Source organism: Rhodovulum visakhapatnamense (assembly GCF_004365965.1).
Taxonomy (GTDB): domain Bacteria; phylum Pseudomonadota; class Alphaproteobacteria; order Rhodobacterales; family Rhodobacteraceae; genus Rhodovulum; species Rhodovulum visakhapatnamense.
Window position 1 is genome coordinate 168,798 of sequence record NZ_SOEB01000006.1, and the last position, 25,949, is coordinate 194,746.

Annotated in this window: 28 protein-coding genes; 7 read left to right on the top strand and 21 right to left on the bottom strand. The window is 67.4% G+C overall.

Annotation, left to right across the window (positions count from 1 at the left end; all coding sequences use genetic code 11):
* Window positions 1-26: 26 nt before the first annotated feature.
* The 14 genes from EV657_RS07720 to EV657_RS07785 form a co-directional block, all read right to left on the bottom strand.
* Window positions 27-944: a glycyl-radical enzyme activating protein gene (locus tag EV657_RS07720; RefSeq protein WP_075787147.1), complete on the bottom strand. Its 918-nt coding sequence runs from the start codon at window positions 942-944 to the stop codon at window positions 27-29.
* Between the two features lie 48 nt (window positions 945-992).
* Window positions 993-1,256 (bottom strand): BMC domain-containing protein, encoded by a 264-nt coding sequence (locus tag EV657_RS07725; RefSeq protein WP_237399667.1) that lies wholly within the window; start codon window positions 1,254-1,256, stop codon window positions 993-995.
* A gap of 88 nt (window positions 1,257-1,344) precedes the next feature.
* Entirely contained in the window at window positions 1,345-3,030 is a 1,686-nt protein-coding gene (locus EV657_RS07730) for an aldehyde dehydrogenase family protein (protein ID WP_113670662.1), read from the bottom strand.
* 37 nt (window positions 3,031-3,067) lie between these two features.
* Complete coding sequence (locus EV657_RS07735) at window positions 3,068-3,550, bottom strand: GlcG/HbpS family heme-binding protein (protein ID WP_134077556.1); 483 nt, start codon at window positions 3,548-3,550, stop codon at window positions 3,068-3,070.
* 13 nt (window positions 3,551-3,563) lie between these two features.
* Entirely contained in the window at window positions 3,564-3,830 is a 267-nt protein-coding gene (locus EV657_RS07740; RefSeq protein WP_075787144.1) for a EutN/CcmL family microcompartment protein, read from the bottom strand.
* 11 nt (window positions 3,831-3,841) lie between these two features.
* Window positions 3,842-4,633, bottom strand: coding sequence for a hypothetical protein (locus EV657_RS07745; protein ID WP_134077557.1), 792 nt, complete (start codon window positions 4,631-4,633; stop codon window positions 3,842-3,844).
* On the bottom strand, window positions 4,633-5,472 hold the full coding sequence (gene eutJ, locus EV657_RS07750; protein ID WP_134077558.1) for an ethanolamine utilization protein EutJ: 840 nt from the start codon (window positions 5,470-5,472) through the stop codon (window positions 4,633-4,635). Before eutJ ends, EV657_RS07745 begins: the two co-directional genes overlap by 1 nt.
* Before the next feature lie 31 nt (window positions 5,473-5,503).
* A complete protein-coding gene (locus EV657_RS07755; RefSeq protein WP_237399668.1) occupies window positions 5,504-6,172 on the bottom strand; it encodes a phosphate propanoyltransferase in 669 nt (222 codons plus the stop codon).
* 155 nt (window positions 6,173-6,327) lie between these two features.
* A complete protein-coding gene (locus tag EV657_RS22855) occupies window positions 6,328-7,065 on the bottom strand; it encodes a BMC domain-containing protein (protein WP_134077559.1) in 738 nt (245 codons plus the stop codon).
* Window positions 7,066-7,086: 21 nt separating this feature from the next.
* Window positions 7,087-7,908 (bottom strand): propanediol utilization microcompartment protein PduB, encoded by an 822-nt coding sequence (pduB, locus tag EV657_RS07765; RefSeq protein WP_075787139.1) that lies wholly within the window; start codon window positions 7,906-7,908, stop codon window positions 7,087-7,089.
* A 29-nt stretch (window positions 7,909-7,937) separates the two neighbouring features.
* Window positions 7,938-8,228, bottom strand: a complete 291-nt coding sequence (pduA, locus tag EV657_RS07770) for a propanediol utilization microcompartment protein PduA (protein WP_075787138.1) — start codon at window positions 8,226-8,228, stop codon at window positions 7,938-7,940.
* Between the two features lie 87 nt (window positions 8,229-8,315).
* Window positions 8,316-9,434, bottom strand: coding sequence for a 1-propanol dehydrogenase PduQ (locus tag EV657_RS07775; protein WP_075787137.1), 1,119 nt, complete (start codon window positions 9,432-9,434; stop codon window positions 8,316-8,318).
* A gap of 132 nt (window positions 9,435-9,566) precedes the next feature.
* Window positions 9,567-12,104 (bottom strand): glycyl radical protein, encoded by a 2,538-nt coding sequence (locus tag EV657_RS07780; protein ID WP_134077560.1) that lies wholly within the window; start codon window positions 12,102-12,104, stop codon window positions 9,567-9,569.
* Between the two features lie 59 nt (window positions 12,105-12,163).
* The gene (locus tag EV657_RS07785) at window positions 12,164-12,724 is read right to left on the bottom strand and encodes a DJ-1/PfpI family protein (protein ID WP_279587385.1); all 561 of its coding nucleotides are present in this window, start codon (window positions 12,722-12,724) and stop codon (window positions 12,164-12,166) included.
* A gap of 755 nt (window positions 12,725-13,479) precedes the next feature.
* Here EV657_RS07785 and EV657_RS07790 point away from each other — a divergent pair.
* The 5 genes from EV657_RS07790 (at window position 13,480) to EV657_RS07810 (ending at window position 17,340) form a co-directional block, all read left to right on the top strand.
* Window positions 13,480-14,391, top strand: coding sequence for a DUF7973 family transport facilitator (locus EV657_RS07790; RefSeq protein ID WP_075787134.1), 912 nt, complete (start codon window positions 13,480-13,482; stop codon window positions 14,389-14,391).
* A 112-nt stretch (window positions 14,392-14,503) separates the two neighbouring features.
* Window positions 14,504-15,757 (top strand): acetate/propionate family kinase, encoded by a 1,254-nt coding sequence (locus tag EV657_RS07795; RefSeq protein WP_113670668.1) that lies wholly within the window; start codon window positions 14,504-14,506, stop codon window positions 15,755-15,757.
* 205 nt (window positions 15,758-15,962) lie between these two features.
* The gene (gene hisF, locus EV657_RS07800) at window positions 15,963-16,724 is read left to right on the top strand and encodes an imidazole glycerol phosphate synthase subunit HisF (RefSeq protein WP_075787133.1); all 762 of its coding nucleotides are present in this window, start codon (window positions 15,963-15,965) and stop codon (window positions 16,722-16,724) included.
* The gene (locus EV657_RS07805; RefSeq protein ID WP_075787132.1) at window positions 16,721-17,044 is read left to right on the top strand and encodes a phosphoribosyl-ATP diphosphatase; all 324 of its coding nucleotides are present in this window, start codon (window positions 16,721-16,723) and stop codon (window positions 17,042-17,044) included. Before hisF ends, EV657_RS07805 begins: the two co-directional genes overlap by 4 nt.
* 71 nt (window positions 17,045-17,115) lie before the next feature.
* Window positions 17,116-17,340: a hypothetical protein gene (locus EV657_RS07810; protein ID WP_075787131.1), complete on the top strand. Its 225-nt coding sequence runs from the start codon at window positions 17,116-17,118 to the stop codon at window positions 17,338-17,340.
* Between the two features lie 15 nt (window positions 17,341-17,355).
* Here EV657_RS07810 and EV657_RS07815 read toward each other — a convergent pair whose 3' ends face one another.
* From EV657_RS07815 to EV657_RS07845, 7 genes are all read right to left on the bottom strand, one after another.
* Window positions 17,356-17,598: an FmdB family zinc ribbon protein gene (locus EV657_RS07815; protein ID WP_113670670.1), complete on the bottom strand. Its 243-nt coding sequence runs from the start codon at window positions 17,596-17,598 to the stop codon at window positions 17,356-17,358.
* Window positions 17,599-17,690: 92 nt separating this feature from the next.
* Window positions 17,691-18,173: an aminoacyl-tRNA deacylase gene (locus EV657_RS07820; RefSeq protein ID WP_134077562.1), complete on the bottom strand. Its 483-nt coding sequence runs from the start codon at window positions 18,171-18,173 to the stop codon at window positions 17,691-17,693.
* Entirely contained in the window at window positions 18,170-19,546 is a 1,377-nt protein-coding gene (locus EV657_RS07825) for an aminotransferase (RefSeq protein ID WP_134077563.1), read from the bottom strand. The genes EV657_RS07820 and EV657_RS07825 overlap by 4 nt, the downstream gene beginning before the upstream one ends.
* A gap of 80 nt (window positions 19,547-19,626) precedes the next feature.
* The gene (locus tag EV657_RS07830; protein ID WP_134077564.1) at window positions 19,627-20,199 is read right to left on the bottom strand and encodes a PqiC family protein; all 573 of its coding nucleotides are present in this window, start codon (window positions 20,197-20,199) and stop codon (window positions 19,627-19,629) included.
* Window position 20,200: 1 nt separating this feature from the next.
* Window positions 20,201-22,285, bottom strand: coding sequence for an MlaD family protein (locus EV657_RS07835; RefSeq protein WP_134077565.1), 2,085 nt, complete (start codon window positions 22,283-22,285; stop codon window positions 20,201-20,203).
* On the bottom strand, window positions 22,282-22,890 hold the full coding sequence (locus EV657_RS07840; RefSeq protein WP_113670674.1) for a paraquat-inducible protein A: 609 nt from the start codon (window positions 22,888-22,890) through the stop codon (window positions 22,282-22,284). The genes EV657_RS07835 and EV657_RS07840 overlap by 4 nt, the downstream gene beginning before the upstream one ends.
* Before the next feature lie 14 nt (window positions 22,891-22,904).
* The gene (locus tag EV657_RS07845; RefSeq protein WP_113670675.1) at window positions 22,905-23,603 is read right to left on the bottom strand and encodes a paraquat-inducible protein A; all 699 of its coding nucleotides are present in this window, start codon (window positions 23,601-23,603) and stop codon (window positions 22,905-22,907) included.
* A gap of 346 nt (window positions 23,604-23,949) precedes the next feature.
* On the opposite strand from EV657_RS07845, the gene EV657_RS07850 reads away from it, so the two are divergent.
* On the top strand, window positions 23,950-24,801 hold the full coding sequence (locus EV657_RS07850; RefSeq protein WP_134077566.1) for a glycosyl hydrolase: 852 nt from the start codon (window positions 23,950-23,952) through the stop codon (window positions 24,799-24,801).
* Between the two features lie 186 nt (window positions 24,802-24,987).
* Window positions 24,988-25,887 carry a UTP--glucose-1-phosphate uridylyltransferase gene (locus EV657_RS07855; RefSeq protein WP_134077567.1) on the top strand — a complete coding sequence of 300 codons (900 nt, stop codon included), beginning with the start codon at window positions 24,988-24,990 and terminating at the stop codon, window positions 25,885-25,887.
* The last annotated feature ends 62 nt before the right edge of the window (window positions 25,888-25,949 follow it).

The following is a 25,949-nucleotide window of genomic DNA, read 5'->3' on the forward strand; positions in this document are numbered from 1 at the left end:
TTCTTCGCTGTAGCGCGCGGCCGGGGTCAGCCCCCGATCACGCATTTCAGGCCGTGGCTTTCGATCTTTTCGACCAGCGGGGCCACTTCCTCGGGTTTCATGTTCGGCGTGTTGCCCATCGGATAGGACCGGCCGAGCAGGGCGTATTTGTTCTCGCCGAACGAGTGGTATGGCAGCAGGTGCACGGTATCGACGCCGGGCATCAGCTTGGCGAAGCAGGCCACGGCCTCGGCCGCCTCGACGGTGTCATTGACGCCCGGAACCACCGGGATGCGCACCACGGTGTGGGTCAGCGACGAGATGCAAAGCGCGTTTTCCAGGATGATCCGGTTTTCCACACCGGTCTGGGCGACGTGCACCTGGGGGTCGATGGCCTTCATGTCGAGCAGCACGTGATCGACATGGGGGATCACATCGCGCACGATCTCGCGCGTCGTGTAGCCCGTCGTTTCCATCGCGGTATTCCAGCCCTGCTCGTGGCAGGCCATCAGCAGATGCTTGGCGAACTGGTGCTGAAAGAGCGGCTCGCCGCCCGACAGCGTCACGCCGCCGCCCGAGCGGCGATAGTGGATCGCGTCCTTGCGAAGTTCCTGCATGACCTGGGCCACGGTCATCTTCTTGCCCGAGATGGTCAGCGCCTGGGTCGGGCAGACCCCGGCGCAGGTGCCGCATTTGACGCATTTGTCCCGGTCGACGAAGCCCGGATTCGTGGGCGCCAGCGCCTGGGTCGGGCAGACCGGCACGCATTGGCCGCATTTGATGCAGCTCGACGCACGGAAGAACAGTTCCGGCTCGGGGCTCTGGCTTTCGGGGTTCGAGCACCAGCGGCAGCGCAGCGGGCAGCCCTTGAGAAAGACGATGGTGCGCAGGCCCGGGCCGTCATGGATCGAATAGCGCTGGATGTCGAAGACCGTGCCTTCTTTGTCGAAATCGATGTCGGACATCTTTTTGTCCCTTCCGTTTGTCTTGCCGCCGCTGCGTTGGGCGGCTGGTCAGAAGGCGGGGCCTTGCGCCGCCTCGATTGCCGCCATCGCCGCCCGCACGGCCGAGGTCTCGCCCAGGATCGCCAGCGTCGTGGTGGTCTGGGGGCAGGACCCGAAAAGCTCGACCGTGTAGACGTTGGCCGCCTTTCCGGCCACGTCAGCGAAGTAGAAGAGATCAGGGACGCTGGTCTGGACGAGCCCCATCGCAGAGATCGGATTCGCCTCGATCCATTTCCGGGTATGCGGGGCGATGCGCCGGGTGAGCATATCCATGATATTCTCTTGCGGCGCGTTGATGATCCTCGTGTTCATGGTCCCGTTTCCCCTGATCTCTTCCCCAAAGTTTCTGCCGACGCCCGCCTCAGCGGACGTTCAGCGCCTCGACCATCACGCATTTGCGCTTGCGGGCGAACGACTTGGGCGAGGTCAGCCCTTCGCCGGTCGGACCCGCGATCGTGAAGGTCGCGTAGCCTTCGCCGCCGACACCGAGCCCGGCATAGGACGGCCCGTTCTTGACGAAGATCGTGGTCTGGATGAGCTTCGCCATCTTGGTCAGCTTGCGCACGTTGTTCGAGTGCATCATCGCGGTGTGGCGGTTGCCGTGTTCCAGCTCGACCGCCAGGTCGATGGCATCGTCGACGCTGGGCGCGCGGACCACCGGCAGGATCGGCATCATCAGCTCTTCCTGCACGAAGACATGGTCCTTGTCGGCTTCGGTCAGGATCACCTTGACGTCCTCGCCGACGGTGATGCCGATCAGGCCCAGCAGATGCGCGGCACTCTTGCCGACGCAGGAGGTTTGCGGCCCGCCCTTCTGGTTGATGACCACGCCCTCAAGCTGCTTGATGACCGCCGGGTCCTTGATCAGGTAGGCGCCGCATTTCTGCATTTCCGAAATCAGGTAGTCGGCGATCTGGTTGACCGCGATCACTTCCTTCTCGGCGATGCAGGGAAGGTTGTTGTCGAAGCTGCAGCCGTTGACGATGTCGCGCGCCGCCTTCTCGATGTCGGCGGTCTCGTCGACCACCACCGGCGGGTTGCCCGCACCGGCGCCGATGGCTTTCTTGCCGGTCGACATGACGGTCTTGACGATGCCCGGGCCGCCGGTCGCGACCAGCATCCGCACCTTCGGATGGGCCATCATCGCGTTGGTGTTGTCGATCGAGGGGTCCTGCACCGTCACCACGAGGTTCGCGGGTGCCCCGAGCGTGGCCAGCTTGCGGTTGATCAGCTTGACCACCAGAAGCGAGACCTTCTTGGCGCGCGGGTGGGGGCTGAAGACGGCCGCGTTGCCCGCGGCCAGCATGCCGATCGCGTTGCAGATGATGGTCTCGGTCGGGTTGGTGGTCGGGCAGATCGCGCCGATCACGCCGAAGGGCGAATATTCGACGAGCGTCAGGCCCTCGTCGCCGCTGAGCGCCTCGGTCGTCAGATCCTCGATCCCCGGGGTCTTTTCGCAGGCCAGCCGGTTCTTGATGATCTTGTGGGCGGCATTGCCCATGCCGGTGTCGTTGGCCGCCATGTGCGAGATCCGCTCGAGCGTGCCGTTCGACAGGATCACCTCGCGGATGCCGTCGGTAAAGCGTTTGCGGGCGGCCATGGTGCAGAAGAGGTACTGCCGCTGGGCCAGTTCGGCCGCCGCGACGGCTTCGTCCATGCTCGCGAAGACGCCGTCGCCGAGCGTAGTCGCCTCCTCGTCCGAAACGGCGACCGCCTCGGACCCGGCCGAATGCGGACAGACCGTGCATGGCTGCTTGTCGCCGAGCGCGCGGGCGACGAGGCCGTTGACGATATCGTCGAGCGGATCGTCCGAGGGATGCGCCTTGGACCAGCAGCAGCGTTTCGAGCCGGGCACGTAGTCCGGTTGCGCCGCCTCTGCCGCCGCCGGGGCAGAGCCCGTTTCGGCCAGGATCTGCGCCACGAGGTCGGACATGGGCTTGCCGCTTTTCGGCTGGGCCGGGGGCGTGCCCGCCCCGATATTGGCCGCCGCGCTGCCATAGCCGTTCAGCACCTGGGCCACGGCGTCGCTGATATCCTTGTCGTTCATCTTTCCGCTCCTTCTTCGGGGCCGAGCCCCAATCCGTTCAAATTCCGTTCAGGGCCTGGCGCGCGATGGCCATGTCCTCGTCGACGGTGCCGCCGCTGATCCCGACGGCGCCGATCACGGTGCCGCCGCGGCGGACCGGAAGCCCGCCGCCGAACAGGACGACGCGGCCGTCGAGCGTCGCCTCGACCCCGAAGAGCATCCCGCCCGGCTGGGCCTGGCGGCCCAGCTCGTCGGTGCCCATGCGAAACGCGGCGGCGGTCCAGGCCTTGCCTGGGGCCAGCGTCGCGCTGGCGGGCAGGCTGCCCTCCATCCTGTGGAAGAGGATCTGGGCGCCGGTCGCGTCGGCCACCGCGATCACCATCGGCACGCCCATCGCCGCCGAGGCGGCCTGGGCGCGGGCCGCGATGGCCTCGGCCTCGGCCAGGGTCAGCGACGGGGTCGGGGCGGCGGGCAGGGCGCGCCGTTCCAGCGCGGCCGTGACCAGCCGTTCGATCAGTTGGGCGTCGATATCGCAGTGCATGTCCGGGTCTCCCTCAATGGGTCTCGACGGTGTCGACGATGCCGACGATCGAGGCATCCGAGACCGACTTGCCCAGCGTGCCCGCCATGCGCGCGCCGCTGCCCTTCGAAACGATTACCGTCTCGCCATAGCCCGCGCCGACCGTGTCGACGGCAATTTCGGTGAACCCGGTCGGGTCCAGCTGCGGGGTCAGCCGCGCCACGATCAGCAGTTTGGAGCCCACAAGGCTGGGGTCCTTGCTGGTCGAGACGACGGTTCCGATCACACGTCCCAGATGCATCGCCCTTCTCCTTACACTCGCACGACCCGGACATGCCGGGCCCGCAATTCTTCCGCCGCCAGCGGCGTGATCAGCACGTCCGCCCCGATCCGCAACTCGGTCGAGTCCAGCGTCTGGGCCTCGCTCCGGCCGAAGACCCGCGACCCGGGCGCGGAGGGTGTCGCAGTCCTCCGGCCCGGGCCCGGCCCCCGGTCGCCCGGCCGCGGGGACGCGATGGCATCGCCCAGCTTCGCGGCCCAGGCCAGCTCGACCCCATAGCTTTCCAGTCGGACCAGATGTCCGGCCAGCATCTCGCGGAAGGCCGCGTTTCCGGTCAGCCCGCGTGCGTTGCGCTCGCGGCTTGCGGGGCAGACGCCGTCGCGCGCCACCACCACCCGGCGGCCGCGTTCGAGCGCGCCGGTCAGCAGCGACGAGACCTCGTCCTCGGCCATGCCGAGCGAGGCGCGCGCGGCCAGTGCCACGCTGAGCGCGGGCACCACCACCAGGCCGTTGCGGCCCAGCGCGCCGTCGATATCGGTTTCCCCGGGCGCCGCCATCGGCGGGATCGCCCGCGCGCCGCCCAGCAGCCGCAGCCGTTCCGGGGTCAGAAGCCCGGCGGCGTCGGGGGTGCGGCGGATCTCGAAGCTCCAGCCCGCATCGGTCAGTTTCGACAGCGATTTCAGCGCCGGGTCGAGCCCCAGATCGGTGCCCGAAAAGAGCAGCAGCGCCGAGCGTTCGCGCGCCTTCAGCCGGGCGACGATGCGGTCCGACAGCAGGTCCAGCAGGGCCCGGTTCAGAAGCGTGTCGAGCGCGGAGCGGTCCATCACTTGTCTCCTGTCGCCAGCGGGAACATGGCAATGCCAAGCGGCGTCACCAGCAGAGGCTCGGCCGGTTTGACGATCCGGCGGCCGGTCTGCTTGGCAAAGACGCTTTCGAACTCGCTGAAGGTGCAGGCGCCGCCCACCACATGGACCGTGTCCACATCGGGATGGGCCTGCAGGAAACGTTCGACGATGCTGGCCATCTTCTCGACCACCGGGCGGACGACCGCGAAAACCATGCGTTCATTCGCGGGATCGAGCTTTTCGGCCTCGGCCTCGTCGAAGGGCAGGCCACGCGCACCGGCCAGGACCAGGGTCATGTGGGTGCCGCCGGTGGCCTCGTCGAAGGAGGCGAGAACCTTGCCGTCCTTCAGCACGCTGATGCCGGTGGTGCCGCCGCCGACATCGACGACCGCCCCGTCCGAGACGCCCAGGAAGCGGGCGGCGGCGGCGGGTTCGTCGACGATCTCGGCCAGTTCGAAATCGGCGGCCTCGACGACATTGCCGATGGCCTTGGTACTGCCGGGATGCACCCCGGGCGGGATCGCGGCGGCGGCTTTCAGCAGCGGCCGGCCGATCCGCTTTTCAAGCTCGGCCTTCATCGCGGTCACGTCACGGACCGCGCCGATATAGTCGACGACGATGCCGTCGCGGACCACCGTCGAATGGTGGGTGATGCCCGCGACCGGGCGGTTCGACGCATCGAGCACGGCCAGCACCAGGTTCGCGGTGCCGAGGTCGACGCCGACCTTCAGCGGACCCTTGGCCCAGGCCTCGGCGGGCACCACAGACCCCGAGCGGATCAGCTCGGCGAAGTCGCGCAATGTCCTGTCGGTGCTCATCGTTCCGTCTCCGTCTCGCTCGTCGTCCGGATCAGTCCCTGAGGATCCGCACGAGGTCGTCGTTCCTCAGCCCGAAGGCGTTTGCCTCCTCGACGTCGATATGCATTTCGGTGGCCGAGGCTTCGGCCGCGCGGATCACGACGTGATGCATGATCCCGCCGCGCGGCCCGCCGACCAGCACGCTGACCTCGTCGCCATTGGCCAGACCCAGCCGGGCCGCGGTTTCGGGCAGCATGTGGATGTGGCGCATCGCGGCGATGACGCCCGAGTCCTTGCGGACCGTGCCCTGCGGCCCGACGATCTCGATGCCGGGCGTGTCGCCCAGCTTGCCGGACATCCGAAGCGGCGGCTTGACGCCCAGCACGAAGCCGTCGGCGATGGAAATCTCGACCTGGGTGTCCTTGCGCAGCGGCCCGAGCACGCGGACCTTGCCGATCTCGCCCTTGGCGCCGCGAATGATGACGGTTTCCTCGGCGGCGTACTGGCCGGGCTGTTTCATCGCTTTCTTGCGGGTCAGCATGGCGCCCGGGCCGAAGAGGGCGTCCATGTCCTGACGCGACAGGTGGATATGCCGGTTCGACACGCCGATCGGCACCAGAGCGGGATCGGCCTCGGGGCCGGCAGCCGCCGTCGGGGCCGCGGCCTCCTTGGCCGCGGCGCGGCCTTGGGCCAGCACCTCGGCTACGATCCGATCAATCATGTTCCCAGTCACCTGCATCGTCCTGTCCTGTTCTTCTCGGCCCGCCCCGCCCCGCCGTTCCGGCGCCGGTGGGATCCCGGTCCCGGGCGCGCGTCGCGCCCGGGCTCCGGCCGTTTCCCGTCCTTGCCCCGCCGGTTCGGCGGGGGCTGTTCGTTTCAGCGCCCTTTACCGCCGGGCTTTCCGGCCGGGCCGGGCCGCCGGCGATTTCGCCGTCCTGCGCCAGACGCCCCGGCTCCGGTCGCTGCCGTCTCACCGGAGGGTCCGGCGGCAGCCTCCGAAGGCGCGGGAGCCGCCGCCGCCTCGGAGGGTGTTTCTGTGCTTTGTGTCTCGTCGTCGGCGTCGGGCTTGGCTGCGGGCATGTCGGCCGCGGCGCTTTCCGGGTCCGCCGGTTCAGCCGGGGCGGGGGTTTCGTCGGACGCCGGTGTCCCAGCGGCGTCCGACGAGGCTTCGGCGTCCTCGGCCGTATGTGAGACGGCCTCGGCCGGGGCAGGGACCTCCGACGCGGCTTCAGCCGCGCTGGCGGTCCCTGCCTCGACCTCGGCCGCAGGCTCGGACGCCGCGGCCGTTCCGGCGGCCGGTTCAGGAACCGGTTCCGCCGGGACCACGCCCACGGTCGCGGGACTGTCCACCAGCAAGGACACATCCCGCGCCGGGCGCGCGATAACCTGGGTCGACACGACGCGGTTCACGCGTTCGGCCGCCACGGCGCCAGCCGCGACCGCGGCCTTGATGGCGCCCACTTCTCCGCGAAGCTTGACGACCGTCATGCCGTCGCCGTTGGTCAGTTCGTAGCCCACCAGCTGGACATTGGCCGATTTCACCGCAGCGTCGGCGGCTTCAACGGCAGCGGCCAGGCCGATGGTTTCGATCAATCCAAGGCTTTGCTCGGTCATGACGGTCATCCTCTTTCACGCTCAGATGTACGGCGTGGTGGTCGACTTGAGCTCGGTGGTCGGATCAAGCGTGCTCAGAAGCTGCTTGCCCACGTCGCGCGCGGCGTGGATCGACTGGCGCACCGCGCCGGAGTCGCCGCTGAACATGTAGATCACCTCGTTCGAGTAGCTGGTGCCGCCGTTGCCGGGCGTCGCGTAGCCGACCGCATCGACGGTTGCCGCCTTGGCAGCGGTATCGGCCATCAGCACGCCGATCGCGGCAGGCGAGCCCACGGTGATGCCGAAGGCCTGGCCGACCGGTGCCCCGAAGGCCTTGTTCAGCGCGAAGCTGGCCCGGGCGGTGTACTGGAACTCCAGGTGGCCCGCGTCGTTGCCGTAGACATCGCCGAAGGTGCGGTCCAGTTCGCCGAGCATCACCTCGACCGCCCGACGGGCGTCCGAAACGTCGGCTGCGCCGAAGATGACCAGCGAGCCGTGGCCGCCGCCGCCCTTGGTGTCGCGCGGCAGTTCGATGACCAGGACTTCGCTGTTCGTGGCCTTCACCGCCTCATCGGCCGCGAAGATGTGGGGACCGGCCCCGGTCCGCGCGCCGACGATGCCGATCGACCGGTATTTCTTGTCGATTTTCATCGCTTCGTGCAGGGCCGGATCGACATTGGCGATGACCACGCCGATGGTGTCGCCGATCGCGGTGCCGACGAATTCGGTCAGCTGGCACGCCTTGGGGGCTTTGGCGGGAGCCGCCTTGGCCTGGGGTTGGGGTTCGGAGGAGGAGGAGCTGTCGCTCCCCCCCATTTTCCGGATCACTTCCCCCATCAGTTGTTCGACAAGATCGTCTTTCATGACCGATCCTCCTTGTCCTTAATCAGGGGTTATTCGGCGGCCGGGGCGGGATGGGGCAGAATGCGTTCCACCTCGGTATGCGGCCGCGGGATCACGTGGACAGAGGCCACGGTGCCGACCTTGCCGGCCGCCACGGCGCCCGCATCGGTGGCGGCCTTGACCGCGCCGACATCGCCACGCACCATCACGGTGACGAGGCCCGAGCCGATTTTCTCGTAGCCGATCATCGTCACGTTGGCCGATTTGACCATGGCATCCGCCGCCTCGATGGCGCCGACCAGACCTTTGGTTTCGACCATTCCCAGTGCTTCCTGTTGCATCGCTCTCTCCTTGCTCACGATGTTTCGTTGATGAAGTTTGCCTTAGGGTCTTCGCGCTTCTTGCTCTGCTGCATCCTCCCTCGTCTCCTAACCGCCGACCTGCATCAGCAGGGCGTCCAGGTCTGCCTGGGACGGTTTGCGTGGGTTGCTGGTCGTGCAGGCATCGGCCAGCGCTGCCGCCGCGATCTGGGATCGGGCATGGCTGAATTCTTCCATGTCCGTCCCGAGACCCCGGAGGGATGACGGGATGCCGAACCTGGCATTGAGGCCCTGGATCTCGTGGATCAGGGCGCCGACCCCGGCGCGCGTGCTGGGCACGTCGAGCCCGATCAGACGGGCGATCCGGGCGTAGCGTTCGGCGGCCTCGGGCTCTTCGGCGTTCCAGGCGATCACCAGCGGCATCAGAACCGCGTTGACGCGGCCGTGCACGACATGGAGCCGCCCGCCGAGGGCATGGGCGAGGCTGTGGTTGATGCCGAGCCCCGCCGCGCTGAACGCCAGCCCGGCCAGGCAGGACGCCTGGTGCATCGCGTCCCGCGCCTCGATGTCGTCGCCATTGGCGAAGCAGCGGGGCAGGAAGGCGAAGGCCAGAGCCAGCGCCTTTTCGGCGAAGGCGTCGGTGAAATGGTTGGCACCGGTCGCGACCACGGCCTCGATGGCGTGGGTGATGACGTCCATGCCGGTATCGGCGGTCACCTTCGGCGGCGCGGTGCGCACGAATTCGGGGTCCAGAAGCGCCACGTCGGGGACGAGCTCTTCCGAGATCAGGGGAAACTTGCGGCCGTTGGCGGGGTCCGAGATCACCGCGAACGAGGTCACTTCGGACCCGGTGCCGCTGGTCGTCGGGATTGCCACGAACGGGATGTAACGGCCCTCGGCCATCTGCCGGACGATGGCAAGGATCGCCTTGCCGGCGTCGATCGGCGAGCCGCCGCCCAGTGCTAGGATCACGTCCGGGCCGAAATCGGCCAGCAGGCGGGCGCCCCTGGAGACGGTGTCGAGCGGCGGCTCGGGGATCGCTTCGTCGAAGACCAGCACGTCGCAGCCCTTCAGCGAGGCTTTCACCCGGTCAAGCGCACCCGACTGGGCCATGAAGGCGTCGGTGACGATGCCGACTTTCTGACCGCGATAGGCATGCAGGCGGTCCAGCAGGCCCGGGCCGAAGACGATCTCGGTCCTGGGATGGAAGCTTTGATAGCGGGTCATTCGGGTCACCTGTTCTTTCGCGGGTCGGTCGGGTGGGGCGGACACGGGCGGCTGGATGTCAGGGGCCGCCGCCCGCGCCTCTCCCCGGTCGGCCCCCGCGTGCTGCGATGCGGGGACCGGCCAATCGCTGGATCAGAACGTCTGTTCCGTCCGGCTGATGATGTCGTCCTGCACCTCTTTCGCGAGGACGACGAACTGGGCGCTGTAGCCGGCCACGCGGACCACGAGGTCCTTGTGGGCATCCGGGTTTTTCTGTGCGTCCAGCAGGGTCTGGCGGTCGATCACGTTGAACTGCACGTGCATGCCCTTGTGATCGAAGTACGACCGCACCAGCGAGGCGAAGTTCTGCAGCCCCTGGTCACCGGCCAGCGCCGCAGGCAGGAACTTCTGGTTGTAGAGGGTGCCGTTCGAGGCGATGAAGTGGTCAAGCTTGGCCACCGAGTTCGCTGCGGCCGTCGGGCCCTTCGCATCCTTGCCTTGCCGGGGCGACACGCCGTCCGAGAGCGGTTTCTTGGCGAGACGGCCGTCGGGCAGCGCGCCCACGTCCTTGCCGAAGAGCACGTTCGCGGACACCGGGTAGATCCCGGCCTGGAACTGGCCACCGCGCGGGTTGGTGTACTTTTCAACCTCGAGGCAGTAGATCCGGGCGCATTTCCGGGCGATCAGGTCGACCTCGTCGTCATCGTTCCCGAAGCACTCGGCCGAGTCCATCAGGCGGCGGATGCCGTCATATTTTGACGACCCCGACTGCGGCGTGTCCTTGGCGGCCAGCGTGCGGTAGACCTCGTCCTTCAGCGTGGCCACATCGACCGAGCTGTTGGTGGAGAGCACCTTGCGCACCGCCGCGTAGACTTCCTCTTCGCTCGGCGTGCCGCCGCCCGACGTCTGGGCGCTCTCGCCCAGCGCGACCCCGAAGTTGGCGTCCAGCGCGTCCTTCAGATCCGTCATCGACACTTTCTTTTCGTCGAAGACGAATTTCTTCATCGCGTAGACCGAGTCGCCGGTATCGGCGACGCCGAAGGCCTGCGGACCGGTGAAGTTGTAGATCGCGCCGCCTTCCTGGACCGACTTGCCGCGACCCATGCAGTCATCGACCATGGCCGACAGGAAGGGCAGGGGCGCCCGTTCGGCATGGGCGAGATCGACGCAGTTGTCGGCTTCGGCCAGGTATTTGACGAAGAAGGCCATCTGCGTCTTGAAGGCCGCATAGAAGTCGTCAAGCGAATTCCAGTCGGTCATCTCGCCGGTTTTCGGCCCCAGCTGCGTGTCGCCCACGCGGCCGTTGTTCATGGTGATTTCCAGAACCTTGGCCACGTTGAAGAACGCCGCGTCGTGCCAGCCTTCGGTGCGGTGGATCGCCTGCGGTTCGACGCAGCCGACGATGCCGTAATCGCGGGCATCGGCCAGCGAGACACCGCGGTTCTGCAGCGCGGGGATGATCACCTCGTCGTTGTAGACCGCCGGCACACCCAGCCCGAGGCGCACGACCTCGGCCGCCCGGAACAGGAACTCGTCGGGCGTGCCCTGCCAGACGCGGATCGAGAAGGACGGCGCGGGCAGCTTCACATGGGCGACCGCTTCCATGCACATGTAGGACATGTCATTGGTCGCATCGAGACCGTCTTCGGTCTGGCCGCCGACGCAGAGGTTCTGGAACACCGCATAACCGGCAAAGGCCTGGGCCGACACCTCGTCGCGGGTCTTGTTGACGTCGTTCAGCTTGATCCAGATGCAGTCGACCAGTTCCTGCGCGAAGTCGCGGCTGATGGATTTGTCGGCTTGCAGATAGGGGTTCATGTACTGGTCGAACCGGCCCGGCGAGATCGAGTGGCCCGAGGATTCGATCTGCAGCATGCACTGGACGAACCACATGGTCTGGCAGGCTTCCCAGAACGTCGTGGCCGGGTTTTCAGGAACGCGGCGGCAGTTCTTGGCGATCTGTTCAAGCTCGGCCTTGCGGCTCGGGTTCGATTCCTGCCTGGCCAGCTCTTCGGCCTTCGCCGCATAGCGGTGGGCGAAGTTGATCGCGGCGTTGTAGGAGATCACGACCGCGTTGTAGAACTGTTTCTTCTTGATGAAGCCGGGGTCTTTCTCGTCGAGGCATTCAAGCAGCTTGATCGCCTGTTCGATGACACCGCGGAAGCCGATCTTGAGGATCTTGCCGTAGTCCACGCAGACGTGGCCGACGCCGCCGAAGTAGTAGTTGCCGACGGTGAACACGCCGTTGGCCATGCAATCATGGGCCTTTTTCGACATGTAGGACGCGGCAAGCGCCTGGGTCGTCTTGCCCGGCCAGTACTTGAAGGCCTCATGCAGCTCGGCGGCGGTTTCCTTCGGGATCTCGAAGGGGTCGGCCACGCGGGTCGCCATGGTGTCGAACTCGGCTTCCACCCAGTCGAACGAGAATTCGGGGCAGATTTCGGTCGAGCGCGGGTTCTTGGTGATCGCGCCGACGATCAGCTCGTCGTCGCGGATGGTCACGGGAAGCTCGTTGAAGATCTTCTCGGCCACCTTGGCGCGCCGCAGGATCGCAGGCAGCCCTTCGGTTGCCTTGTAGGCTTCGGTCGCCAGAACCGCACGCTCGGACTCGACATAGGGCCGGGCGTGGATGATCTGGGACTTGAGCCGCATCACGCGGTCCGTCGGTTTCGTAAAGCCCTTCTCAATCATGATTTCCTCCAGGCTGTGATGCCCCGCCGAGCCCTCGCGGCCCGCCGGCGCCGATTGCTTCAGATCGCGAGGTCGGGGGCCACCTGGCGCGCGAAGGCGCGCAGCAGTCCCGGATGTCCGGGCCAGGCCGGGGACGTCGCGAGGTTTCCGTCGATCACGGTGTCTTCCGGCGCGACGGCGACATAGGTGCCGCCGACGGCGCGGATCTCGGGGGCGACGGCCGGGTAGGCCGTCAGGCGGCGACCGGCGAGAACGCCGGCAGCGGCCAGGATTTGCGGGCCATGGCAGATCGCCGCGACCGGCCTGCCCGCCTCCATGACGGTGCGGGTCAGCGCCAGCACGTCCTCGTCGAGCCGCAGGTATTCGCAGGCCCGGCCCCCGGCGAGGTAGAGCCCGTCATAGGCGTCCGCCTCGATCAGTCCGAAGGCGGTGTTCAGTTGAAAGAGGTGACCGGGCTTTTCGCTATAGGTCTGGTCGCCCTCGAAATCGTGGACCGCGGTCCTGACAGTGTCGCCCGAGCGTTTCCCCGGGCAAGCCGCGTCGACCTGGAAACCGATCATTCCGAGCGCCTGAAAGGGGACCATCACTTCATAATCTTCGGAATAGTCGCCGACGATCATGAGGACTTTCTTTTTCGAGGAACCGGACATTTCCATTTCCTTCGCGATTGGCCGCGTCGTTGAAGAGAGAATAGGGTTTTGCAGGGGCCATCAGCAACGCGAAGGGTTTGACAATGACGGGTAATCCCTTGACGACGGCAGCAAATCGGGCGCGTCGCCCTTGAAAACAAGGGGTTTGGCGCCGGGCGACGGCGAGGTGCAATCGGGCGCGATGACAAAAAATTACCCGGACGGGTAGAAACTTGTCATCGGGAGGACAAGGCATCCTCGGTCAGAACCGCGCAGGGGTGTGTCGGACAGGGCCTTCGGCATGTGGCGGAGGACTCATGGTGCCTTCGTAAGGCCTAGTAATAAAACAAGAAAATTTGACGGCTTTCGCCCTGGCGGGCCGATTCCGGGGCCTCTGGAGGGCGAATTCCGGGTCTTGTCCGACTCCGGCAAGAAATTACCACCGGAGGCCAAGTTCCCCGCGTTGACCGGCTGTGCCAATTCGATCAACATTATTTGTGACGACGCACCCGAATTCGGGACTCGCTTTCGATATCACATATCGGGGGATGCAGTTTGAACCAACCGGAGGGCCTTCGGCTTTTCCGGAGACGGCAACCTGCGTTTCGAAAAACGGACGCGGGTGCGAAGCAAGCGGAAACCGAAAAAATCGACATGCGAACTTGGAAGCGGAATCGAAGCGAACGCGTAAATCCCATTCGAGGATTTCGCGTGAGGAATGTCGATTGCGTTGCAAGGAGGAATAAATGACTGCACTCGGTTTACTGGTCGCCTTCGGGGGCGGCATCTTCGGGGCGGCGATCGGCGCATTGCCGGCCTTCGCCTTCGTGGGCATCCTGACGATCGCGGGCGTCGCGATCCAGCTGGCGGTCGCACCCGCGGCCACCGACTTCTTCGGGATCCCGTTCGGCGTCTTCGGCCCGCATGTGGGCGGGTTCGCCTCGGGCGTCGCCGCCGCGGCCTATGCGGCCTCGAAGGGCAAGCTTGACAGCGGCCGCAACATCGTGACGGCGGGCATGGGGCTGAACAGCCCCGATGTGCTGCTGGTCGGCGGCATCTTCGGGATCGTCGGCTACGTGATCTGCTGGGGCGTCGCGATGGTGCCCGATGTGGGCCCGGGCCTGCCCTGGACCGATTATCCCGGCATGAGCGTCGTGATCTCGGCCTTCATCGTGCGCTTTCTCTGGGGCACCTGCGGCCTGTGCGGGAAAACGCCCGAGGGCGAGCGGTTCTTCCACCCGACCGATGCCACCAAATGGCTGGTGTTCCAGAGCAGCTTCGGCCAGATCGCCGTCATCGGCATCGGCGTCGGACTGCTGGGCGGCTGGCTGGGCGTGACCTACGGCACCGCTGGCGCGCTTCTGGCCTTCGGCATCGCCGCCGCGAGCCTGCTGTTCCTGACGGTCGGCGTTCTGACCCCGGTGACCCACCACATCGCCCTTCCGGCCGCGATCGTCGGCGTGGCCTCGGGCAGCATCCTCTGGGCCGCCATTGCCGGGCTGGTCTGCGCCTTCGTGGGCGAGTTCTTCGCCCGGGTCTTCCTTGACCGCGGCGATACCCATATCGACCCGCCGGCCTGCACCATCGCGGCCATGACGCTGGTCTTCAACGTACTGACTTCCATCGGCTTCTGGGCTCTCCTCCCACTGCCGGTGTGATCCGGGGGCAGACCGACACCCTGCACCCCGAACGGGCGGCGCGACACCCTCCTCCCACCCTCCCCCCCCGTCGCGCCGCCCGTCCTTGCCGTTTCAAAGAAAGGACGACACCATGATCCTCACCATCAACTGCGGCAGTTCCAGCCTGAAGTATCAGCTTTACACGACCGATCTGTCCGAAGTCGTGGCGAAGGGTCTGATCGCCCGGATCGGCGAGGACGGCTCCTACTCGGATCACAAGGCCGGAGGCCGCGGCGAGAAGGTCGAGCTTCCGGTTCCCGACCACAAGACCGCGCTTGAACTGATGCTGGCCAGCCTGATGCATGCCGACTACGGCGTGATCGACTGCCCGGCGGCGATCACGGCCATCGGCCATCGCGCGGTTCATGGCGGCGACGTTTTCGTCGACTCGGTCGTGGTCGATGACGAGGTCATGGCCCAGCTTCGGGCCTGCGTCGGCTTTGCGCCGCTTCACAATCCCTGCAACATCGCCGGTATCGAGGCCGCGATGCGTCTGTTCCCGGGCGTTCCGAACATCGTGGTGTTCGATACCGCGTTCCATCAGACCGTGCCGCCCGAAGCGCATGTCTATGCGCTGCCCTACGAGCTTTATGCCAAGAGCGGCATCCGGAAATACGGCTTTCACGGCACGTCCTGCCGCTATGTCAGCCAGGCCACGGCCGATCTGCTGAACTGGCCCATCGAGGACATGAAGATGGTGATCTGCCATCTGGGCAACGGCGTGACGCTGACTGCGGTCGATGGCGGCAGGTCGGTCGATACCTCGATCGGGTTCGGCACCTTCGGGGGCGTTCCCATGGGCACCCGGTCGGGCGATTTCGACCCGTCGATCATCTTCCATCTGGTCAACCAGCTGGGAATGAGCCTGAAGGACGTCGAGACGCTTTGCTATCACAAGAGCGGGCTTCTGGGCGTCTCGGGCGTCAGCAACGACATGCGCGAGGTAACGACGCGGGCGGCTGACGGCGACGACCGGTGCAGGCTGGCGGTCGAGATCTTCGTCTATCAGATCAAGAAGACCATCGGCGCCTATGCGGCCGCGATGAACGGGCTCGACGCGCTGGTCTTCACAGCAGGCATCGGCGAGAACAGCGCCGAGATCCGGACCCGGATCTGTTCGGGGCTGGGCGTCCTGGGCGTCCGGATCGACGAGGCAACGAACGAGGTGGCGCGCGACGGCTATCCGAACATCAGCGCTGCCGATGCGTCGGTCGCGACCCTTGTCGTGCCCACCGACGAAGAGCGGATGATCGCGATGGACACCCTGCGTCTGACCCCCGATCACCTGCTGACAACGCCGCGCGGCGTCTCTGCGCGCGGCTACGAACAGGCGCGGCCGCTCTAGGCCGTCCCTGCCGTCGTCCGGCGGCGTGTCGGGGAGCAGCGGAAGCGTTGTCTTCCGCGGGCCCGGCACGTCGTCGGCGGCTCCAGTCCGAAGGCCCCGGCATCGGTGCCCCTTCGGGGGCGCGGCCCGGGGCCTTCCGCTGGCTGTTCTCGGGCGTCTTTCCTCGGACGCCCGCCCGCGCTAAGAGGGCGCGAAAGGAGCCGCCATGCTGAAGATCCGTATCATCCCCTGTCTCGACGTGGCCGAGGGGCGCGTGGTCAAGGGGGTCAATTTCGTCAATCTCGTCGATGCGGGCGATCCGGTCGAGGCCGCAAAGGCCTATGACGCGGCCGGAGCGGACGAGTTGTGCTTTCTCGACATCCACGCGACTCATGAAAATCGCGGCACCATGTTCGACGTGGTGCGACGCACGGCCGAGCAGTGCTTCATGCCGCTGACCGTGGGTGGCGGGGTGCGGACCGCCGAGGATGTGCGCGCGCTGCTGCTGGCAGGCGCCGACAAGGTCAGCTTCAACTCGGCGGCGGTCGCCAACCCCGATGTGGTGCACGAGGCGGCCGACCAGTTCGGCAGCCAGTGCATCGTGGTCGCCATCGACGCCAAGACGGTCAGTCCCGGCAAGTGGGAGATCTTCACCCATGGCGGGCGCAAGCCCACCGGCATCGACGCGGTCGAGTTCGCGCGGACGGTGGTCGCCAAGGGCGCGGGCGAGATCCTGTTGACCAGCATGGACCGGGACGGGACGCGGGCGGGCTTCAACCTGCCGCTGACCCGTGCGATTTCCGATGCGGTCGATGTGCCGGTGATCGCCTCGGGCGGGGTCGGCACGCTCGACCATCTGGTCGAGGGGGTCACCGAGGGCGGGGCCAGCGCGGTACTGGCCGCCTCGATCTTCCATTTCGGCGAATTCACCATCGGCGAGGCCAAGGCGCATATGGCCGCCGCCGGCATCCCCGTGAGGCTGACATGACCGCATCCGATCTCGAGGCGCTGGCGCGTCTTGCAGCCACGGTCGAGGCGCGCAAGGGCGCCGATCCGGATACGTCCTGGACCGCCAAGCTGTTCGCGAAAGGCCCCGAGAAATGCGCCGAGAAATTCGGCGAGGAGGCGGTCGAGGCGATCATCGAGGCGGTCCGGGGCGACCGCGTCCGGCTGACCTCCGAGGCGGCGGACGTCGTTTATCACCTGCTTGTGATGCTTGCCGCCCGCGACGTGACCCTGGCCGATGTCGCGGCGGAGCTGGCGCGGCGCGAGGGCGTCAGCGGGATCGCCGAGAAGGCGTCGCGCTGAGGTCGGCCCGGCCCGGCCGCGACCGCAAGCCGCGCTTGCCTGCGGACCGCCGCGGTGCCACTTTCCGGCGCATGGAAAACGACAGCAAAAAGCCTCCGACCGGGCGGATCGTCTGGGGCGTGGGCATCGCGGTGACGCTGATCACCGTTCTCATGACCGACTGGGGCTATCTTACGGCGGGCCCGGTCCATACCGTGACCTCGATCGCGGCGGCGGTCTTCTTCGGGTTTCTGGCCGCGCAGGCGGCGATCTTCGGGATCGAGTACCGCGAGAAGCGGCGCAAGGACAAGGACTGATCCGAAAGCGGGCGGTCAGACGCCGCCCTTCTTGCGCTCGCTCTTCGAATAGTTGCTGAAATGGCCTTCCTTCTTGGCGAGGCTGCGCGCGCCCTTGATAAGTTTCGCGCTGTCGCCCGTGGCGACGACGCGCGACAGCAGGCGCCTGACCTCGGGGCTGCCGCAGTCGGGGCAGGCGGGGGCGCTGTCATCGCTGAGGCTGCGCAGAAGCTCGAATTCGGCTTCGCAGGCGGTGCAGCAGTAGTTGTACATCGGCATCGTCGGGTCCTCTCGCGCGGGCGTCTGGGCGTCGGGTTCATCTTGGCGGCTTCGCGGCCGGGGTCAATCCGCGCCGGTGCCGCGCCCTTCCCTCAGGCGTGCTCGGCGCAAAGATCGGCCGCCTGTGCTCCGGCGGCGGCCAGCGCATCGTCCGGGGCCAGGGCCACCATCAGCCCGCGGCGGCCGCCGTTCAGAACGATTTCGGCCCCGCTCAGCGCGCTGGCCTCGAAGGCCACCGGCGCGCGGCGCTTCTGGCCGAAGGGGCTGATGCCGCCGGTATGAAAGCCGGTCAGCCGCTCGGCCTTGTCGGGCGGCATCATCCGGGCCGATTTGGCACCGAAGGCCACTGCCACCTTCTTCATCGACAGGGTGCGGTCCGAGGGGATCACCGCGCAGGCGGGCTTGCCGTCGACCTCGACCATCAGGGTCTTCAGCACCCGGCCCGGATCGGCGCCGATGGCCTCGGCCGCATGCAGCCCGATCCGGTCCTGACCGGCCACATAGGCGTATTCGATCGGCCAAAACGCGACGCCCGCGCGTTGCAGCGCCTGGGTCGCGGGGGTGGCGGTGCTCACGCCCCCGCCTTCAGCCCGGCAAAGACCTCGGTCAGAGCCGCTTCGAGCTTTTCGAACATCTCGGCCATCTGCGGTTCGGTCAGGATGAAGGGCGGACACAGCACGATGGACTGGCCAAGCGGCCGACAGATCAGGCCGTGATCGGTGCAGGTATTGGCGATCCGCTCGCTGACCGAGAGGTTGGAGGGGAAGGGCGTCCTGGTCGGCTTGTCGGCGACGGCTTCCAGCGCGCCCATCAGCCCCTTGCCGCGGAACTCGCCGATATTGGGGTTTTCGGCCAGCCGCTTCATGCCCTCTTCGAAAAGCGGGGTCAGGCGGCGGACGTTTTCCAGAAGCCCCTCATTCAGGATCACGTCGATGGCCTTCAGCGCGATGGCGCAGCCGACCGGGTGGCCCGAGGCGGTAAAGCCGTGCGGAAATTCCTCGACCGCCTCGGAGGCCCTGTGCAGCCGGTCGGCCAGCCCGGGGCCGAGGATCACCGCGCCCATCGGGAAGTAGCCCGCCGTCAGCGCCTTGGACGAGATGATGGCATCGGGCACGAAATCATAGGTCTCGCAGCCCCAGACGGCGCCGGTGCGCCCGAAGCCGCAGATCACCTCGTCCGAGATCAGCGGGATGCCATGCTTCTTGAGGATCGGCTGGATCGCCTCGAAATAGCCCGCCGAGGGCGGGATCACGCCGCCCGCGCCCATCACGGGTTCGGCGAAGAAACCCGCGATGGTCTCGGCGCCCTCGCGCGCGATCACTTCTTCCAGCTCGGCCGCCATGCGGGCGGTGAACTGGGCCTCGGTCTCGCCGGGCTGGCCCTCGCGCCAGTAATGCGGGCAGGTCAGGTGGATGAAATCGGGCAGCGGCAGGCCGAACAGCGCGTTATAGGGCTTGCCGGTCATCGAGGCCGAGACCGCGGTGACGCCGTGATAGGCGTTCTTCCGGGTCAGGATCTTGCGGCGCTGGGGCTGGTCCTCGGCGCGGGCGAGGAACCACAGCATCTTGACCAGCGTGTCATTCGCCTCGGAGCCCGAATTGGTGTAGAAAACCCGGCCGCGATCATAGGGCGAGACCTCGATCAGCTTCTCGCTCAGCATCACGGTCTGGTCGGACATCCGCCCGAAGAAGGCGTGATAGCCCGGGAAGCGGTCGTATTGCGCCTTGGCGGCGGCGGCCAGCCCGGCATGGTCGAACCCCGCGACCATGTTCCAGAGCCCCGAATTGCTGTCGAGATAGCGCCGACCTTCGGTGTCGATGACATAGGGGCCTTCGCCATGGGTCAGCACCACCGTTCCGCGCGCCTTGACCGAGGGCAGATCGGTAAAGCCATAGAAACTGGACGACTCGGCGCGGGCTTTCCAGCTGTTCGGGGCGGTTTCGGGCATCTTGGGCTCCTTGGGGCGGTGGCGGGCAGAGGCTAGCGCCGCGACGATCGGGGCGCAATCGGGCTTTGGCGCGGGGCGGCTCAGCGCAGCCCGGTCCGGGCGATCTGGGTCGCAAGCTCGCGCAGCGCCGCGCCGCGCGCCGCCGCGATTTCGGCGGGACCGGCGGGGGCGGCGATGGGCACCGCGATCGCGAAGGGCGCGCTGCGGTTCCGCCCGCCCGCATCGGGGGCCACGAAGAACTGGCCGGTCAGGCGGAAGGTCCCGTCGGGCTCGGCCAGCATGTCGGCCACGCGGATCTCGAGCGTCGCCTGGGCGCGGTTGAAGAAGGGCCAGGGCTCGGCGGCGACCTGGGCGCCGGTCATCTGCGTCAGCAGGCGCGCCAGATCCTGGGTGATGGCGCGGGTCGGGTCGTCGGCCCAAAGCACGTCCGAGGACGAGGTCAGCGCCCCGCTGGCGCTGCGGCTGTAGATTTCCTCGGACGCGGCATAGGTCGGCAGCGACACCTCGCGGATCGCGACGCTGCGCCAGGCGACGGGCAGGCGCGGCCCGGCGACGGCCGTGTCGGGCACGGTGTAACGGTCGGGGCTGCCGCTGCAGGCGGCCAGCGCCAGGGCGGAGGGGACGAGGGCGGCAAGTAGCAGGTGCGGTTTCATGTCAGCGTCCGAACAGGATCGAGTTGGGGTTGCGTTCCAGCGCCCGCGACAGCGTCGTCACGGCCTGGGCCGCGCGCTGGATCTCGCGGAGTGCGGCGTCGATCTCGCGGCCCATCCCGCGCGAGGCGTCATAGCCCTCGATGGTGGCCGAGGCCTGGCCCAGAATGCGCTTGGCCCGGTCCAGCAGGTCGGGCAGATCGCGCGCGGCGGTCGAGATGTCGTCGGCGGCCGACCGCGCCGAGGCGAGGGTGGCATTGGCGTTACCGACGATGCCGCCCTCGCGCAGCTCGGCCAGCATCGCCGCCAGTTCGCGCAGGGCGGCGGAAAGATCGGTCGGCAGATCGCGCGCCTGATCGGTGTCGATCAGCCGGTCGGTGCTGTCGAGCAGCGCCGAGATCCGGTCGGCCAGCTCGTTCAGCGGCAGCGTTGCCGCCTGATCGGCCACCGCGTTCAGGCGCGCGACCAGATCGGGCAGACCGGCAGCGGCGGCGTCGATGCTTTGCGCGGCCCCGGCGGCGGCGTCGAGCGCTTCGGTCAGGCGGGAGGCAGCATCGGCCTCGGCCAGCTGGCGGGTCAGCGTCTCGATGGCGGCGACGGCCCCGTCGATGCGGCCGGGCAGGGCCTGCATCTCGTCCGAGCCGACGATGCCACGCGCCTCGCCGACCAGCGCCTTGACCTCGCCCGGAACGGCGCGGATCTCGTCGCTGCCGGCCAGGGTGCTGACGCTGTTCAGCGCGTCGATGGCGCTTTGCATCAGGTCCTCGATGGGCAGATCGTTGATGCGGTTGTAAAGCCCCTCGGCGGTGGCCGAGACGTCGGAAATGTCGCTGGCCGTGGTCGGGATCACCGGGTTCGGGTCGGCGTCGCGGTCAATTTCGGCCGGCGAGGTCTCGGCGGTCTCGACCAGTTCGACCTTGAGCCCGCCGGTCAGGATCGAAGCGGTCACCAGCCGCGCCCGCAGCCCTTCGCGCACCCGGCCCGCGAGGTAGTCGAGTGCGTCCTCGGGCGTCGCGTTCTGCTCGATGCCCAGTCGCGAGGGCTGGATCGCCAGTGTCGCCGACAGCCGCACCCGGTCGTCGCCGAAGCGCGCGGCATCGACGATGCCGTTCAGCGATGCGACGCGGCCGATCCGGAGCCCGCCCAGCGTGACCGGCGCATCGACCGAAAGCCCTTCGACGTTTTCCTCGAAATAGGCGGTCAGGGTTAGGGCGGTGCCCTCATCGGCGGCAAAGACGCTGGCCCGGGCGGTGGATTCGTCGGGATAGACCTCGAACCGGGTCTCGGGCTGGACCTCGCGCCCGCCCGAGACCACGCTCTGGAAGGTCACTCCGCCCGACAGCAGCGCCGCGACGGACGAGAAATCGACCCGCGCGCCGCCTGGCCCGAGCGAGAAGGAAAAGCCCGAGCTGTCCCAGAACCGGGTCGAGGTCGAGATCAGCCGGTCATGCGGGGCGAAGACGATGGCATCAGCCTCGACGGTCGAGCCGTCCTGGCTGACCTCGGCCTTGCCGATCCGCCCGACCTCGATGCCGCGATAAAGGATCGGCGCCTCTTCGGTCAGGCCCGCATCGGTGGCGGCGCGCAGCCGCAGCCTGAGGCCCGGGCGGCCCTCGCGGTTCAGCGGTGCCGCGCTTTTGCCCTGGTGGCGTTCGACAAAGCCGTCGGGTCGGTCGTTCCAGATGCCCTGGATGAAGACCCCCGACAGCACGGTCGACAGCCCGGTCACGCCGCGCGCGCTGACCTCGGGCTGGACCACCCAGAAATCGGCGCTGTCATCGACATAGGGCGCGACCGCCTTGTCGAGCCGGACCGAGACCAGCACCTCGCCGAGACTGTCGGTAAAGCCCACCCTTTCGACCAGGCCCACGGTCACGTCGCGATAGTGCAGCTCGGTCTCGCCCGCCTTGATGCCCGAGGCATTCTCGAAGGTCAGTTCCAGCAGAGGCCCGCGTTCGGCATAGCTGTGCCAGGCCACGCCCAGCGCGATGGCCAAGGCCGCCGCCGGGATCACCCAGACGACGGAAATGCGGTCCAGCAGGCTGCGGCCGGCCGGTTCGACCGGGGTTTCGGGAGGAAGATCGGTCATGCCAGACGGCTCCGGGAGGCGGGGGACGGATCGGGACCATCCCAAAGCAGGCGGCTGTCGAAGCTTTGCGCCGACAGCATGGTGGCGATCACCGAGACCGCGAAGAAAAGGCTGGCCGGGCCGGGGCTGATCGAGACCACCGCGCCCAGTTGCACCAGCGCCGAGAGGATGGCAACGACGAAGACGTCGATCATCGACCAGCGGCCGATATATTCCACCACCTCGTAGAGCTGCTGGCGCCGGGCGCGGCTGACGCGGCTGCCATGCGCGACGCTGAGCGCGAGCCCCGCCACCGCGAGGAACTTGCCGATGGGGATCAGCACCGAAGCCGTCAGGATCACCGCGGCGATGCCCCAGCTGCCATGGCGGGCGATTTCGACCGCGCCGCCGACGATGGTGTTGTCCTGGGTGCTGACCAGCGTCCGGGTTTCCAGCATCGGGTAGATATTCGCCGGCACATAGGCGATCAGTCCGAGGCTCCACCAGGCCCAGACCCGCTGCAGCGACAGCGGCGCGCGCGGGTGCAGCCGCTGGCCGCAGCGCGCACAGCTTCGCGTGCCCGCAGGCCAGACCCGGGTGCAGCGGGTGCAGGCCACAAGGCCCATGTCGCGTGCGCTTTTCACTTCTCCAGAGACGTCCATACCGAATACCTGCACATGAAGGTGTCCTGCACCACGATCAGGATGACAAGGGCCGAGAACATCCAGAAGGCCGGGCCGAACTCGACCTGGGCCAGGTCCGAGATCTTGACCAGCGCAACGGCGCAGCCGATGGCGAAGACCTCGGCCATCGACCAGGGGCGCAACGCCTCGGACAGCCGGAAGGCGGCGCGGGCATGGCGCGCGGGCGGGCGGTCGAGCACGATGGGCGTCAGCACGTAAAGGATCAGAAGCGCCCGCAACACCGGCACGAAGACGATCAGCGCGGCCACCGCCAGCGCCAGCGCCATCAGCATCGGCCGGGCGCTGAAGGCCAGCGCCGCGCCCAGAACCGAGGTCGCGTTGCTCATCCCGCCCGCCTCGACCCTGAGAAACGGCGTCAGCGTCGCGGCCCCGATCAGCACCACCACCGCCAGCGCCACCGCGATCAGCCGCTGTCCGGCCTGCCGGTGCGGGGCGATCAGCACCTTGTGACAGCGCGCGCAGACCGCCCGCGCGCGGGGGGCGGGCTGTACGGCCCGGTAGACCGCGTCGCAATGCGGGCAGGCAATCAGCGAGGCAAGGTCGCGTCCCGCGACACGGTTCGCGACGCGGCCGGAGGCTGGGCCTGAACCCGCGCCGGGGGCTGAGGCTCGCGGGTCTGAGGGGGTATCGGTCATTCGGTCACGTCGCGGCCCTTGAATCGATGCCAGAGCATAGTCCTGTGCCCCGCCTATTCCAGCGTCTTGTCCCGTGCGCACTGTCCGGCGGGCCCCCGTCGCGGTTTCGGCAGGGGGCCGAATTGTGGCAGGTGGATCGGACCTGACAGCGCTTCAGGGCGCCTTTTGTGGGTCGTTTCGAGGCGTCTGGCAAACAATCCGGGCGAGGCACTGTGGATCGTTCCTGCCTCGGGAACCAATGGCCCGGCCAATTCCTTAATAAATCACGAGCCCGGCCATATTCTGATCCACGGTCGGCCCTAGACTGGGGATATCGCACAGACAGCGTCCTGCGAGGGGAGCGCCAATGGTGGGGAAAACCTTGTTTTTCCTGTGGGTATTCCTGTTGTCTCTGGCGCAGTCCGCCTTGGCCCAGAAGGCCGGGGTCGGCGCCTGGGAGAACAGCCGCTACACCACGATCCACTGGGTCGAGGATCAGCCCGCGCTGGGCTGGTACTACACCTGGCGCACCGACCAGCTCTGGGCCCGGGGACCCACCTCGCGCACCGTCGAATTCGTGCCGATGATCCATTCCGAGGGCGACCTCGCCAAGCCGATCACGTCGGATCGCCCGGTGCGGGCGCTGATGGCGTTCAACGAACCCGACGGCAAAGGATCGCATCAGGGTGGGCTGTCGGTCGAGCGTGCGCTGGCGCTCTGGCCGCGCGTCGAGGCCAAGGGGCGCGGGTTGCGGATCGGCAGTCCGGCCACCACCCAGGCCGAAACCCTCGGCCCCGGCTCGTGGCAGCGGCGTTTCATGACCGAGGCCGAGCGGCGCGGCTATCGCATCGACTTCATGGCGGTGCATTACTATTCGACAGACGGCGATGTGGCGGCCTTCCGGCGCTGGTTGCAGGCGGTCCACCGCGAATATCGCCGTCCGATCTGGGTCACCGAATACGCCCTTGTCGACTGGGACCGCCCGGGCGCCGCCAGCTACGGGCAAAGTGCGGCCTTCTTCGAACGGGCGGCGCAGATGATGGACGGTCTGCCCTTCGTCGAACGGCACGCCTGGTTCGCCGCCAATCCCTATCCCTGGCAGGGCACGGTTCCCAAGATCAATCTCGTCGACGACCGGATGCAACCGACGCCCATGGGCGAGACCTTCCGGCGCGTGTTGTCCGAGCTTGGCGGCCGCGAGATCGCCTCGGCCAACTGACCCTGTCCCTGACCCTGACACTGTCGCATTGTCCCTGTGTCCCCGTCGCATGCGCCGCAAGGGCCTTCTGTGCGGTCGCGCGAGGCGTGTCAGCGGGGGAGTGGCGAAGATTTCGACATTGGATGAAACTTTCCGCTCCTGACGCGGTTATGCTGCAGGTGCATTCGTCATTTTCAGGAGCCAGATATGATCCCATCGCCCGTGCGGACCGCAATTTTTCCCGTGGCTGGGCTTGGAACCCGCTTTCTTCCCGCGACCAAGGCGACGCCCAAGGAATTGTTGCCGGTGATCGACACCCCGCTGATCCAGTTCGCCATCGACGAGGCGCGCGAGGCGGGTGTGGAACGCATGGTGTTCGTCAGCCATCCCTCGAAGACGGCGATCGAACGTCATGTGCGGGCCGATGCCGACCTGATCGAGACGCTGCGGGCGCGCGGCAAGGCGCGGATCGCCGAGGCGCTGGAGGCGGCGGCGCTGGACGAGGACGAACACGAGGTCGAATTCACCATGCAGCACGAACAGCGCGGCTTGGGTCATGCGGTTCTGTGCGCGCGCGATCTGGTGCTGCCCGGGCCGGTCGCGGTGGTGCTGCCCGACGATCTGATCCTGTCCCGGCCGGGCTGCCTGGCCCAGATGGTCGAGGCGTATGCGCGCTGCGGCGCAGGGCATATGGTGGCGGCGATGGATGTGACGCCGGAAGCGGTGTCGCGCTATGGTGTGCTCGACCCGGTGGGGCAGGAGGGGGCGATCACCCGCGCCCGCGGCATGGTCGAAAAGCCCGCCGCCGAAGAGGCCCCCTCGCTGAAGGCGGTTGTCGGGCGCTATATCCTCCATCCGGCGATTTTCGAGACATTGGCGAGCCAGGGGCCGGGCGCCCATGACGAGATCCAGCTGACCGACGCCATCGCGCGCGACACCGAACGCCTGGGGCTGGCGGGGTTCGCCTTCTCGGGCAGGCGCTACGATTGCGGCTCGAAGGCGGGGATGCTGGAGGCGACCCTTGCGGTGGCCAGCCGCGATCCGGACTATGCCGACGTGCTGGCCGAGTGGCGGGCCGAGGCGACACTGCCGATCGCGGCAGAATAGGAGGCCTCTGGCGCCAGCGGATAGAACTGATCGACAAAAAAGAGGCCGCCCGGACAGGCGGC

What these genes read in the sequence shown, in the direction of transcription:
- EV657_RS07720 (WP_075787147.1), bottom strand. Translation starts at nt 944, where the DNA reads ATGTCCGACATCGATTTCGACAAAGAAGGCACGGTCTTCGACATCCAG.
- EV657_RS07845 (WP_113670675.1), bottom strand. Translation starts at nt 23,603, where the DNA reads ATGACCGATACCCCCTCAGACCCGCGAGCCTCAGCCCCCGGCGCGGGT.
- EV657_RS07850 (WP_134077566.1), top strand. Translation starts at nt 23,950, where the DNA reads ATGGTGGGGAAAACCTTGTTTTTCCTGTGGGTATTCCTGTTGTCTCTG.
- EV657_RS07840 (WP_113670674.1), bottom strand. Translation starts at nt 22,890, where the DNA reads ATGGGCCTTGTGGCCTGCACCCGCTGCACCCGGGTCTGGCCTGCGGGC.
- EV657_RS07725 (WP_237399667.1), bottom strand. Translation starts at nt 1,256, where the DNA reads ATGGATATGCTCACCCGGCGCATCGCCCCGCATACCCGGAAATGGATC.
- EV657_RS07735 (WP_134077556.1), bottom strand. Translation starts at nt 3,550, where the DNA reads ATGCACTGCGATATCGACGCCCAACTGATCGAACGGCTGGTCACGGCC.
- EV657_RS07730 (WP_113670662.1), bottom strand. Translation starts at nt 3,030, where the DNA reads ATGAACGACAAGGATATCAGCGACGCCGTGGCCCAGGTGCTGAACGGC.
- EV657_RS07790 (WP_075787134.1), top strand. Translation starts at nt 13,480, where the DNA reads ATGACTGCACTCGGTTTACTGGTCGCCTTCGGGGGCGGCATCTTCGGG.
- EV657_RS07830 (WP_134077564.1), bottom strand. Translation starts at nt 20,199, where the DNA reads ATGAAACCGCACCTGCTACTTGCCGCCCTCGTCCCCTCCGCCCTGGCG.
- hisF (WP_075787133.1), top strand. Translation starts at nt 15,963, where the DNA reads ATGCTGAAGATCCGTATCATCCCCTGTCTCGACGTGGCCGAGGGGCGC.
- EV657_RS07815 (WP_113670670.1), bottom strand. Translation starts at nt 17,598, where the DNA reads ATGCCGATGTACAACTACTGCTGCACCGCCTGCGAAGCCGAATTCGAG.
- EV657_RS07795 (WP_113670668.1), top strand. Translation starts at nt 14,504, where the DNA reads ATGATCCTCACCATCAACTGCGGCAGTTCCAGCCTGAAGTATCAGCTT.
- EV657_RS07825 (WP_134077563.1), bottom strand. Translation starts at nt 19,546, where the DNA reads ATGCCCGAAACCGCCCCGAACAGCTGGAAAGCCCGCGCCGAGTCGTCC.
- EV657_RS07810 (WP_075787131.1), top strand. Translation starts at nt 17,116, where the DNA reads ATGGAAAACGACAGCAAAAAGCCTCCGACCGGGCGGATCGTCTGGGGC.
- EV657_RS07805 (WP_075787132.1), top strand. Translation starts at nt 16,721, where the DNA reads ATGACCGCATCCGATCTCGAGGCGCTGGCGCGTCTTGCAGCCACGGTC.
- EV657_RS22855 (WP_134077559.1), bottom strand. Translation starts at nt 7,065, where the DNA reads ATGACCGAGCAAAGCCTTGGATTGATCGAAACCATCGGCCTGGCCGCT.
- EV657_RS07775 (WP_075787137.1), bottom strand. Translation starts at nt 9,434, where the DNA reads ATGACCCGCTATCAAAGCTTCCATCCCAGGACCGAGATCGTCTTCGGC.
- eutJ (WP_134077558.1), bottom strand. Translation starts at nt 5,472, where the DNA reads ATGAGCACCGACAGGACATTGCGCGACTTCGCCGAGCTGATCCGCTCG.
- EV657_RS07740 (WP_075787144.1), bottom strand. Translation starts at nt 3,830, where the DNA reads ATGCATCTGGGACGTGTGATCGGAACCGTCGTCTCGACCAGCAAGGAC.
- pduA (WP_075787138.1), bottom strand. Translation starts at nt 8,228, where the DNA reads ATGCAACAGGAAGCACTGGGAATGGTCGAAACCAAAGGTCTGGTCGGC.
- pduB (WP_075787139.1), bottom strand. Translation starts at nt 7,908, where the DNA reads ATGAAAGACGATCTTGTCGAACAACTGATGGGGGAAGTGATCCGGAAA.
- EV657_RS07745 (WP_134077557.1), bottom strand. Translation starts at nt 4,633, where the DNA reads ATGGACCGCTCCGCGCTCGACACGCTTCTGAACCGGGCCCTGCTGGAC.
- EV657_RS07835 (WP_134077565.1), bottom strand. Translation starts at nt 22,285, where the DNA reads ATGACCGATCTTCCTCCCGAAACCCCGGTCGAACCGGCCGGCCGCAGC.
- EV657_RS07785 (WP_279587385.1), bottom strand. Translation starts at nt 12,724, where the DNA reads ATGATCGTCGGCGACTATTCCGAAGATTATGAAGTGATGGTCCCCTTT.
- EV657_RS07855 (WP_134077567.1), top strand. Translation starts at nt 24,988, where the DNA reads ATGATCCCATCGCCCGTGCGGACCGCAATTTTTCCCGTGGCTGGGCTT.
- EV657_RS07780 (WP_134077560.1), bottom strand. Translation starts at nt 12,104, where the DNA reads ATGATTGAGAAGGGCTTTACGAAACCGACGGACCGCGTGATGCGGCTC.
- EV657_RS07755 (WP_237399668.1), bottom strand. Translation starts at nt 6,172, where the DNA reads ATGATTGATCGGATCGTAGCCGAGGTGCTGGCCCAAGGCCGCGCCGCG.